The sequence below is a fragment of the Streptomyces cinereoruber genome (assembly GCF_009299385.1).
GTDB classification, from domain to species: domain Bacteria; phylum Actinomycetota; class Actinomycetes; order Streptomycetales; family Streptomycetaceae; genus Streptomyces; species Streptomyces bikiniensis.
In genome coordinates, this window is the sequence record NZ_CP023693.1 from 6440396 (window position 1) to 6451518 (window position 11123).

The following is an 11123-nucleotide window of genomic DNA, read 5'->3' on the forward strand; positions in this document are numbered from 1 at the left end:
GACGGTGGTTCCGGTGTGACGATCGGACCGGAGGGCGTCCCGGGACCCGGCCACCCCTCCCACCCGGGGCTCGATGGCCAGGTGGGAGGGGGAGGAGGGGCCTCGGCGGACCGGACGGCCGCCGGGGCGGCCGTCATTGGTGTAGACCGTTGGGCCGGGCGGGGCATGGTCTGTTTCCGGACGCGCCCCGCCCGGCCGACGGGCCGTCAGGCGCAGAGGACGCGGGTCTCGGGCGTGTAGACCGGACCGCCGCTGGTGCTGGAGCTGTCGCTGAACTCGGCGTAGAAGTACGAGTAGAAGCCGATGTTGCCGTTGCAGCCGGAGTCGGCGGCGACCTGGAGCGTCAGGGTCACGGTCCTGCTCTGACCGGGCGGGACGGTGGCCCCGTAGTTGCCGCCCAGGTTGGCCGGGCCGGTGCCGGCGCAGGGGGTGCTGCCGCCGGGGCCGGCGAGCGAACAGCCGGTGAAGGAGTACTTCAGGTCCGGGCGCTGCGTGGTGAGCCAGGTGGGGTCGATCGTCTGGTAGACGAACCAGATGTCGTAGGAGTTGTTGTTCGTCAGCGTCACGGACAGGTTCACCGTGCCGCCGGGGGTGGTCGTGGCGGCGTCGGTGCTGAACGTCAGCGCGGCGGGCGGGGCCGGCTCGGCCGCGCCCGCGGCCGGGGCCAGGCCGAACACGGCGAGGAAGAGGGCGAGGACGGCGGTGAGACCCAGGCGTCTCGTGAGGTGGGATCGCATGGCCCGGGAGGCTAGGGACGGGCGCGCCCCGGCGTCTGCCCCCGCGCGGGCGCCCCGGGCGGCCGACGGCCGAAAGTGTGCTTCCCGTGAAGGAGCTGCGGGGGAGGCGTGACGGGGCCCGGCCGGCCGCATCCGCGCACGCCGTGACGGGTGCGCTCCCGCGCCGCCGGCCGGGCCCGTGCCCGGCGCGCCCGCGCGGCGTGGGCTACACCATTGGCGCGTACGCGGCAGTCCTCCGCCCCCGACGGTCCCGCCGCACGGGCCGGGCACCGGACACTCCCGGCCAGAAGGCCGACTTCCGGCCCCCGGGCGCCGGGACCTGGGTCCCGAGAAGAGGGGCCCTAAGACCCGGCCTTCGGATGAAACCTTCCCGCCGTTCCCACCGTCCTCTCACCCGGGAGAAAGACCTGATGGACAACGGGGAGCGGGCGATCTACATGCGGCGGAACAAGTACACAGCGCACATGGCCGTGGTCGCCTCCGCGGTCGGGCTCAGCCTGGCGGTGTGGGCGGCCAGTGCGGTGACGCAGTCGGAGGCGGAGGCCGACGCGGGGAGCGGGCGCCCGGCGGCCGGGCAGTCGCCGGCCGCCGACGCCGAGGGGCCCGCCCAGGCGCCGCCGAAGAAGATGCCCGAGAGCATCGCGCACGCGGCCGAGGCGGGCGGCACGGCGGTGAACATCACCATCGACGACGGGCCCGACCCGCGCTGGACGCCCCAGATGCTGGACATCCTGAAGGAGCACGGCGTCAAGGCCGTGTTCTGCATGGTGGGGCCCGAGGCGAAGCGCCACCCCGACCTGGTCGGGAAGGTCGTCGCGGACGGGCACCGGCTCTGCGACCACACGATCTCCCACGACACCACGATGGACAAGAAGTCCGTCGCGTACCAGAAGCAGCAGATCCTGGACGCGAAGAAGATGATCGAGGACGCGGCCGGGGGCGCGAAGGTCGAGTACTACCGGGCGCCCGGCGGCGCCTTCACCCCGGACAGCCGGCGGATCGCCGCCGAGGCGGGCATGCGGCCGCTCGGCTGGAACGTGGACACGAAGGACTTCGAACTGCCCGGCACGGCCGCGATCGTGAACACCGTCAAGAACGAGCTGTCCAACGGGCCGACCATCCTCTTCCACGACGGCGGCGGCGACCGCGCCCAGACCGTCGCGGCCCTGCGGCAGGTGCTGCCGTGGCTCAAGGAGCAGGGGCACACCTTCAGCTTCCCGGTGCGAACGGCTCCCTGAGGCCCGCGGCGGAAATTCGGAGCCGGTCAGTTCCGGGAAGCCCCGGAGCCGGTCCGTGCCGGAAGCTCCGGAGCCGGTCCGCACGGAGCCCCGGAAACGCGAGGAGGACCGCCCGGCCGGTGCCGGGCGGTCCTTCCGCTGTTCGGGCCGTCCTCCAGAGCGCGGTACGGCGGCCCGAGCGTTACAGGAGGTGCGAGCCTAGGAGTCGTCGCGCTTGAGGGAGTCGCGGACGCCCTCGACCTTCCCCTGGGCCTTCTCGCCCACCTCGCGGGCCTGGCCCTTCATCTGGTCCGCCTGGCCCTCGCTCTTCAGGCGCTCGTTGCCGGTCGCCTTGCCGGCGGCCTCCTTGAGCTTGCCCTTGGCCTTGTCCATGTGGCTCTCACCCATGACTGATACGCCCCTTTTCTGGTCGACTGGGGTACTTCGGTCACGTTAAGCGGGTTCCCGGAATCCCGCGCGCCAACCATCCGCTTCCGATCCCGGCGCACGGGCCCGGTCCCGGTCGAAAACCGCATGCACGTGCGTGCGGAAGAGCGGCAGTATGCCGGAATGGACCACACCCTCGAACATCTGGTCGTCCGGCACGCCCGTCGCCTCCCCGTCCCGGCCGGCCCCGCCGGAGACGGCGCCGCGGCGGCCCGGCAGCTCGACGCCGCCCTGATGTCCGTGGGGTTCAAGCTCTCGGCCGACCTCCTCGCGGCCCTCTCCGGCCTCGCCGAGGAGACGGTCCGCGCGACCGCCGCCCGCGCCCTGGACGCCGTCCGGGAACTGGTCGGCGACCACGTCCGGCACAACGCCTACTTCAAGGACTTCCCGGCCGGCGTGCCCGACACCCGCGACTTCTGGGCGCGGTGCCTCGCCGAGGCGCTCGTCGACCCCTCCGCGCGGAGGAGCGTGGCCGAGCGGCTGCGCGACGGCGTCCTGAACCTGCTCGACCTGCCGTCGTACGGCACGTACCGGCACACCTACGAGGAGATGCTCGCCGCCCACGACGAGCTGGTCGCCGCCGCCGGCGACCGCCTGACCGTCCTGCACCCCGGCCGGCCGCTCGACGAGGAGGTCACCGCCCTCTACCTGTCCCTGGCCGGAACCACCACCCCGCTCGGCGACGCCCACCTGCGCGACCTCGCCCTCCTCGCCGGGCACCGCGCCGACGGGCCCCAGCCCGGGGAGATCCCGGTCCGGGAGGTCCGCGCCGTCGTCAACCGGGCCCGCCTCGCGGCCGGCGCCGACCCGCTCCTGGACACCGTCACCGACGTCCTCCGCCTGGCCTGTGCGCTCGCCGACGGCGACGTCACCCTGCGGGAACCGACCCGCTTCCGCGCGCTGTCCCGGCCGCTCCGCCGCGCCCTGCTCGGCGGCCTGGACGCCGTCGTCGCCGCGAGCCCCGGCAAGCTCGCCGACGTCCCCGCGCACCGCGAGGCCTGGAAGCGCCTGGGCGAGCGGCTGCACCCGCACGAGTACCCCCGGTGGCCGCACGCCGCCGAGGTCTTCGCCGTCGCCCGCGGCGAGAAGGCGGCCCCCTCCTTCGACAGCCGGGTGGAGGCGTTGCTCGGCCGGAACGACGTCACCGGCGCGGCCGAACTCCTGACCTCGGCCCCCGGCCGGCTCCTGCGCGCCCTCGACCGGCTGCTGCGCACGGCGGAAGGCCCCGAGGAGCTGGAAGCCGTCGTCACCGCGTGCGAGCGGGTCCTCCCGCAGGCCTCCGGCCGCGTCGTCCTCTCCCTCCGCGAGCACTTGTGGAACCGGACGGACGAGGGCGGGAAGCGCCGGATCTTCGTCAACCGGTTCGGCGGTGCCCGGACCACCGTCGACACCAGGCCGCCGCTGCCGGACGCCGTGCGAGAGCGCCTGTGCGCCGCCCTCGACGCCGAGACCCGGCGCCGGCTCCCCGACCCGGGCCAGCTGCTCGTCGACCCCGCCGTCCTGGACGTGGCGCTCCCGCTCAGCGGCAGGGCCACCGCCGACGGCCTCGGCGTCCTGCCGCGCGGCTCCGTCTCGCCGGTGGAGGGCGACCTGCTGCGCTTCTTCACGTACTGGAAGCAGACGGCCCGGAGGACCGACTACGATCTCTCGGCCCTCGTCCTGGACGCCGACCACCAGACGGTCACCTGGCTCTCGTACACCGCCCTCACCGCCGTCGAGGGCGCGCACTCGGGCGACATCACCGACGCCCCCGAGGGCGCCTCGGAATTCATCGACCTGCGGCTCGGCGCCGTGCGCGGCACCTACGTCGTCCCGCAGGTGAACATCTACTCCGGCGAGGGCTTCGAGGAGGTCGAGGAGTCGTTCTTCGGCTTCATGCTGCGCGACGCCGAGCAGAAGGGGCGCCCGTTCGAGCCGCGCACCGTCCGGATGAAGTCGGACCTGCGCGGTCCCGGCCGGGTCGCGCTGCCGCTCGCGTTCGCACGGGACGACGACGGCCGCTGGCACGCCCGCTGGCTGCACCTCCACCTCAAGGGCGAGCCGTCGGCGAACCGCGTCGAGGAGAACCGGGTGTCGGTCACGGTCCTGCTCCGGGGGCTGCTCGCCCGTACCCCGCTGACGGTCCGCCACCTCGTGGACCTGATGGCGGACGGCACCGCCGCGCCGACCGCGTGGGACGGCACGACGTCCGTGCCGGACGGCCCCGTCACGTACATCGGTCTGGAGCGCCCCGCCGGACTGCCCCCGGGCTCGCGCGTGTTCACCCCGGAAAACCTGCGCGACCTGATCCCCGCCTGAGTGCTACGGTCGTACCGGGCGAGGCCATGAAGGGGCTTCCTTCTCACCTTCCATGAATTCAGTCCCTTCGCTTTCCTCGCCCCTCGACTTCCACAGCGGCCCCCCGTTCGAGCGGTGGGAACGGGGGCGGCCGTGTCCGCCGCCGGGCCGGGCGCGTTGGTGAGGGCATGACCTCAGCACGACGCATCTCCTCCGTCCTCGCCGTCGCCGCCGCCTTCTCGTGCCTGGGCGCGTCCGCGGCGAGCGCGGCCCCCGCGGCCGGCCCGCTCGGGCCGCCGATCAACCCCGTCACCGAGCTCGACTCCCTCGCGGCGACCGGCCTCCCCGAGGAGCAGGCCGCGCAGCTCCCCGGCATCGCCGAGCAGCTGGGCGGCCTGAACCGGATCCACGACCTCCAGCAGCTCCACCAGCTCACCGACCTGGCCGCCCCGGTCACCGGCGTGCTCCCCGCCGTCTCCGTCTGATCCGTCCCGATCCGCCCGCCCCGGGCCGGTCACGGCCCGGGGCTCACCAGCCGAAGCGGCGGTTGACCAGCGTCGCGAACTCCTCGAAGGACAGCACGCGGTCGCCGTTCATGTCGGCCTCGTCGAACAGGGCCGACGCGTCGTCGTCGGTCCCCACGCCCCAGAAGGGGATCACGCCCCGCGCGGCGAGCGTGGGGCCCTTGGACCGCAGGGCGTTGATGACCTCGGTACGGGTCAGGGTGCCGTCCCGGTCGAGGTCGAGCGCGTCGAAGAGGGTCCGGGCCTTGTCGCTCATGGGATGTCCTGGCTCCTGGGTCGGGGGCCGCCGGGCGGCGGGGGTCCTGTCCGGAAGGACGCGACGCGGACGCGACGGGTTGCCCCGCCCCTCCGGAGGCCGCGGAAAACACGTGGACCACGGAGACGTTTGCGCGGAATACTCCCGTTCCCCACCTTCAGCACGACAGAAAGGGGGTTGGGCATGGGATCACCTGAAACGGGTGAAGGATTACCGTCCAAGGGGTCGGTACTGCTCGCACTGCGTCACTACGGACGGGAGCTGCTCCGTCTGCGGTGGCTGACCGCGCCGGCCATGCTGCTGCCGGCACTCGGCAACATCGGCGTCTTCTACGTCGCGCCGCTCGTCGTCGCCAAGCTCGTCGGGCGGGTCGCCGGGGACGGCGCCGGCCCCGACGGCATCGGCGCACACCTCCCGTACGTCCTCGGGTTCGCCGGCGTGCTGCTGCTCGGCGAGGCGCTGTGGCGCGTCGGACTGCACTGCCTGCACCGGGTGGAAGCCCGGGGCATCGAGCACCTGTACATCGTCGGCATGGACGAACTGTTCGCCAAGGACTCCTCGTTCTTCCACGACAACTTCGCCGGCTCGCTGACCAAGCGGGTCCTCAGCTTCGCCTCCCGCTTCGAGGTCTTCGTCGACACGCTGACCTTCTCGGTCATGGGCAACGTCGTGCCGCTGCTCTTCGCCTCGGTGGTGCTCTGGCAGTACGACCCGCTGCTCGTCGTCGGCCTCCTGACGCTGATCGTCTTCACCGGCGTGTGCGTCACCCCGCTGATCCGCCGCCGCCAGGCGCTCGTCGCCCGGCGCGAACAGGCCATCGCCCGGGTGTCGGGCCACGTCGCCGACAGCCTGACGAACATGGACACGGTCCGGGCGTTCGCCGCCGAGGACCGGGAGGCCGCCGAACACCGCTCCCGCGTCGCGGAGTCGCGGCGGCTCACCCTGCGGTCCTGGGACTACGGCAATCTGCGCATCGACACGCTGGTCGCGCCGATGTCCGTCCTGACGAACGTCCTCGGGCTCCTTCTCGCCGTCGCCCTCGGCGGGGGAGAGCACGGCGTGGAGGCCGTCATCGTGGCCTTCACCTACTACTCCAACGCGACCCGGATCATGTTCGAGTTCAACCAGATCTACCGGCGCATGGAGAGCGCGATGACGGAGGCGGGGCAGTTCACCGAACTGCTCCTCGAACCGCCCACCGTGCTCGACCCGGAGGTCCCCGAGCCGCCGGCGCCCCGGGACGCGGGCGTCCGCTTCGAGAAGGTCACCTTCGCCCACGCGGGCGCGAAGCCCCTCTTCGAGGGACTCGACCTGGACGTGCCCGGCGGGGCGAAGGTCGGCTTCGTCGGCAGGTCCGGCGGAGGAAAGACCACCCTCACCCGACTGCTGCTGCGGATGGCGGACGTCGACGGGGGCCGGATCCTCATCGGCGGGCAGGACATCAGCCGGCTGCGCCAGGCCGACCTGCGGAGCATGATCGCCTACGTGCCGCAGGACCCGGCGATGTTCCACCGGAGCCTGCGGGACAACATCGCCTTCGCCCGGCCGGACGCCACCGAGGCCGAGATCCGGCGCGCGGCCGAGGCGGCCCACGTCACGGAGTTCACCGACGCGCTCCCCGACGGCTTCGACACCATGGTGGGCGAGCGGGGCGTGAAGCTCTCCGGGGGCCAGCGTCAGCGGGTCGCCCTCGCCCGGGCGATCCTGCGGGACGCCCCGGTCCTCCTCCTGGACGAGGCCACCAGCGCCCTGGACTCCGAGAGCGAGGTCCTCGTCCAGGAGGCGCTGTGGCGCCTCATGGAGGGGCGGACCGCGCTCGTCGTCGCCCACCGGCTGAGCACGGTGGCCGGGATGGACCGGCTCGTCGTCCTCGACCGGGGCCGGATCGTGGAGCAGGGCACGCACCGGGCACTGCTCGACGCGGACGGCGCCTACGCCAGGCTGTGGCAGCACCAGTCGGGCGGCTTCCTCGACGACAGCGGGGACGACGGCGGGGACGACCACCGGAACGGCGTCCGGGACGACGCGCGGGAGGGGGCCGACCTGCGCCGATGACTGGGCCGTCGGGTCGGCCGGGGGCGGCCCGGGAGGGCTCGCGCGGGCCTCCGGGGCCGGGCCGACCGGGTTCTCCACAGGGTGGCCGGGGCCCGGTCGGCCGGGTTTTCCACAGGTTGCGGCGGGCGGGACCGGGGTGTCGGCGCGGACGGATACGCTTCACGAATGGTCCTCTCCGACGCTTCCCCAGAGATCTCCGAGCCCGCCCGGGTGCTCCACCGTGTCTTCGGCTACAGCTCCTTCCGCGGGGAGCAGCAGGAGATCATCGAGCAGGTCGTCGGCGGTGGCGACGCGCTCGTGCTGATGCCGACCGGCGGCGGCAAGTCGCTCTGCTACCAGATCCCGGCCCTGGTCAGAGACGGCACGGGCATCGTGATCTCGCCCCTCATCGCGCTCATGCAGGACCAGGTGGACGCGCTGCGGGCCCTCGGGGTGCGGGCGGGCTTCCTGAACTCCACGCAGGACCCGTACGAGCGGCAGGCCGTCGAGCAGGCGTTCCTCGCGGACGAGCTGGACCTGCTCTACCTGGCCCCCGAGCGGCTGCGGACCGAGGGCACGCAGCGGCTCCTGGACCGGGGCCGGGTGTCGCTCTTCGCGATCGACGAGGCGCACTGCGTCGCCCAGTGGGGCCACGACTTCCGGCCCGACTACCTGGCCCTGTCCATGCTGCACGAGCGGTGGCCGAAGGTGCCGCGGATCGCCCTGACGGCGACCGCCACCGAGGCCACCCACGCCGAGATCGCGAAGCGGCTGGGCCTGGAGGACGCCCGGCACTTCGTCGCCGGCTTCGACCGGCCGAACATCCAGTACCGCATCGTCCCCAAGAACAACCCGTTCAAGCAGCTCCTGGAGCTGATCAAGACCGAGCACGCGGGGGACGCCGGGGTCGTCTACTGCCTCTCGCGCTCCTCCGTCGAGAAGACCGCCGCGCTCCTGGTGGAGCAGGGCATCGACGCCGTGCCGTACCACGCCGGCATGGACGCCCGCACGCGCGCCGCGAACCAGGCCCGCTTCCTGCGCGAGGACGGGGTCGTCGTGGTGGCGACGATCGCCTTCGGCATGGGCATCGACAAGCCGGACGTGCGGTTCGTGGCCCACCTCGACCTGCCGAAGTCCGTCGAGGGCTACTACCAGGAGACCGGCCGCGCGGGCCGCGACGGCGAGCCGGCCACGGCGTGGCTGGCCTACGGCCTCCAGGACGTGGTCCAGCAGCGCAAGCTCATCGACTCCTCCGAGGGCGACGAGCAGCACCGCCGGGGCCTCGCCAGGCACCTGGACGCCATGCTGGCGCTCTGCGAGACCGTCGACTGCCGCCGGGTGCGCCTCCTGGAGTACTTCGGGCAGAAGGGCGAGCCGTGCGGCAACTGCGACACCTGCCTGACCCCGGCCGAGTCCTGGGACGGCACGGTCCCCGCGCAGAAGCTGCTCTCCACGGTGTGGCGGCTCGCCAAGGAGCGGCGCCAGAAGTTCGGCGCCGGCCAGATCATCGACATCCTCCAGGGCAAGCGGACGGCCAAGGTCATCCAGTTCGACCACGACGCCCTCTCGGTGTTCGGCGTCGGCTCCGACCTGGGCACCGCCGAGTGGCGCGGGATCGTCCGCCAGCTCCTCGCCCAGGGGCTGATCGCCGTCGAGGGGGACTACGGGACGCTCGTCCTCACCGAGCAGAGCGGTGAGGTCCTGGGCGGCCGCCGCACCGTCCAGATGCGCAAGGAGAAGGCGGTCGCCCCGGCCCGCAAGGAGCCGGGGAGCCGTTCCGGCAAGGGCGCCCGCGTCCCGGTCGACCTGCCGGCCGAGGCCGTGCCGGTCTTCGAGGCGCTCCGCGCCTGGCGGGCCGCGACCGCCCGCGAGCAGGGCGTCCCGGCGTACGTGGTCTTCCACGACGCGACCCTGCGGGAGATCGCGACCCTGCGCCCCGGCACGGTCGAGGAGCTGGGCACCGTCGGCGGCGTCGGCGAGGCCAAGCTGACCAAGTACGCCGAGGGCGTCCTGGAGACGCTGGCGGAGGCCGGCGCCGCCGCCCCGGCCGGGCAGGACCCGGCGCCGGCCGGAAGCGCACCGGCCCCGGCCGTTCCCGCCGCCTCCGGCCCGGCCCCGGCGGCGCCCGTCCGGGGAGCCGGGGCGTCCGGGTCCGTGCCCGCGCCCGCCGCCCCGTACGACGACGAACCGCCCTTCGACTTCGACGAGCTCGAACCGCCTTGGGACGAGGAGGAGTAGGGGAGCGGCGGGGGAGGCTCACTCGGGCTGCGGAGTGAGCCGGCGCAGCCCCCTGCGGTCGTAGTAGTGGGTCATGGCGAAGCCGAACAGCAGGGCCGCGACCACACCGACCGCGATCATGATCCAGCCGCGCGCGAGACCGGCGTCGGCACGGGCGTCGAAGTACAGGATGGCCCTGACGCCCTCGCTGAGCTGGTGCATCGGCTCGAAGATCCCCAGGAAGCGGTAGAAGCCCGGGGTGGCCTCCAGGGGGACGGTCGCCCCGGAGGAGGGCAGGGCGAGGGCGATGAAGACGAACATGGAGACGAGCTGGCCGATGCCGCCGAAAGCGGCGTTGATGGCCTGGACCCCCAGTCCGACGGCGACCGTGGCGCAGTAGGAGAACAGCCACAGCGTCGGCAGGTGGGAGGCGTCCATGCCGAGGATCCCGATCGTGGCCACCATGACGAGCGTGGTGGTCAGGACCGAGATGCCGGCCGTCATCAGCATCTTCAGGAGCAGCGTCTGGGTGCGGCTGACGGGCACGGTCGCGTGGCGGGTGTGCCAGGGGCCGAGCTCGCTGTCCGCGTAGCCGAGCGCGGTGTCCACCCCGCTGCTGATCGTGTTCCCGCCGATGAAGCCGCCCAGGACGAGCAGCAGGGTGTAGTAGAAGGCGGTGAGGCCCAGGCCGCTGTGCCGGCCGATCGGATGGCCCACGCTCGTGACGACCTCCACGGGGTCGGCGAGGAGCAGTCGCGCGGTGGGGGCGGCGGCGGAGGCGGATAGCTGCTCGCCGATGTCCAGAGAGGCCCGGTGGGCGGCGGTCTGGGAGATCTGGGACGCCATGGACGAACCCAGGCTGCCGACACCGGGGTTGGTGAGCACGTCGAGCCTCGGGCGGGCCGTCGCCCGGTTCGTGGTCAGCGCCGCGACGGACGCGGTGAAGCCCTCCGGGACGACCAGCGCGCCGTACACCTTGCCGGAGGCCAGCGCGTCCCGGAGCGCCGCGCGGTCCATCCGGCGCCAGTCGACGGCGGTCTCCGAGGAGCCGGCCGCGGCGATCGTGTCGGTGATCCGCCGGCCCAGGTTCTCCCGCTGCCCGGACGGCGGGCCCTGGTCCTCGTCGACCAGGGCGATGGGCAGCCGGTGCAGGTTGTCGGACGGGTTGAGGATGCCACCCATGTAGAGGAGCGAGAGGACCAGGGCGACCAGGGCGCTCAGAACGGTCGGTACGAGCCACAGCCCGGGGCGCCGGACCAGCGTGGCGGCACGGACCTGCGGGCCGTGGGGATCGGGGTGCGGGGGGATCGCGGAGCTCATGGAGCCATCGTCGGCGGACACGACCCCGGGACCCGGGAACACCCACGGCGAGGACAGGACGGGCGTGTCGGGCCCCCGCCCCCACCGGGCCCGG

9 protein-coding genes are annotated in these 11123 nt (G+C 73.3%); 5 read left to right on the forward strand and 4 right to left on the reverse strand.

The window, feature by feature from the left end:
* Positions 1-206: 206 nt before the first annotated feature.
* Positions 207-737 carry a COG1361 family protein gene (locus CP977_RS29100; RefSeq protein WP_062751150.1) on the reverse strand — a complete coding sequence of 177 codons (531 nt, stop codon included), beginning with the start codon at positions 735-737 and terminating at the stop codon, positions 207-209.
* Positions 738-1174: 437 nt separating this feature from the next.
* On the opposite strand from CP977_RS29100, the gene CP977_RS29105 reads away from it, so the two are divergent.
* A complete protein-coding gene (locus CP977_RS29105) occupies positions 1175-1975 on the forward strand; it encodes a polysaccharide deacetylase family protein (protein WP_062756745.1) in 801 nt (266 codons plus the stop codon).
* A 198-nt stretch (positions 1976-2173) separates the two neighbouring features.
* On the opposite strand, the gene CP977_RS29110 is transcribed toward CP977_RS29105, so the two are convergent.
* Complete coding sequence (locus CP977_RS29110; protein ID WP_062751148.1) at positions 2174-2362, reverse strand: CsbD family protein; 189 nt, start codon at positions 2360-2362, stop codon at positions 2174-2176.
* A 162-nt stretch (positions 2363-2524) separates the two neighbouring features.
* Between CP977_RS29110 and CP977_RS29115 the strand changes: the two genes are divergently transcribed.
* Both CP977_RS29115 and CP977_RS29120 read left to right on the forward strand, forming a co-directional pair.
* Positions 2525-4699, forward strand: coding sequence for a TerD family protein (locus CP977_RS29115; RefSeq protein ID WP_152371062.1), 2175 nt, complete (start codon positions 2525-2527; stop codon positions 4697-4699).
* A 167-nt stretch (positions 4700-4866) separates the two neighbouring features.
* Positions 4867-5163, forward strand: a complete 297-nt coding sequence (locus tag CP977_RS29120; RefSeq protein WP_104860350.1) for a hypothetical protein — start codon at positions 4867-4869, stop codon at positions 5161-5163.
* 43 nt (positions 5164-5206) lie between these two features.
* Here the strand turns inward: CP977_RS29120 and CP977_RS29125 are convergent, their stop codons facing one another.
* Positions 5207-5458 carry an EF-hand domain-containing protein gene (locus tag CP977_RS29125; protein WP_062751144.1) on the reverse strand — a complete coding sequence of 84 codons (252 nt, stop codon included), beginning with the start codon at positions 5456-5458 and terminating at the stop codon, positions 5207-5209.
* A 183-nt stretch (positions 5459-5641) separates the two neighbouring features.
* On the opposite strand from CP977_RS29125, the gene CP977_RS29130 reads away from it, so the two are divergent.
* Together CP977_RS29130 and recQ are read left to right on the forward strand one after the other, a co-directional pair.
* Positions 5642-7513, forward strand: a complete 1872-nt coding sequence (locus CP977_RS29130) for an ABC transporter ATP-binding protein (protein ID WP_079130945.1) — start codon at positions 5642-5644, stop codon at positions 7511-7513.
* Between the two features lie 165 nt (positions 7514-7678).
* Positions 7679-9730, forward strand: a complete 2052-nt coding sequence (gene recQ / locus CP977_RS29135; protein WP_152371063.1) for a DNA helicase RecQ — start codon at positions 7679-7681, stop codon at positions 9728-9730.
* Between the two features lie 18 nt (positions 9731-9748).
* Here recQ and CP977_RS29140 read toward each other — a convergent pair whose 3' ends face one another.
* Positions 9749-11029 (reverse strand): YhgE/Pip domain-containing protein, encoded by a 1281-nt coding sequence (locus CP977_RS29140; protein WP_152371064.1) that lies wholly within the window; start codon positions 11027-11029, stop codon positions 9749-9751.
* Positions 11030-11123 lie beyond the last annotated feature (94 nt).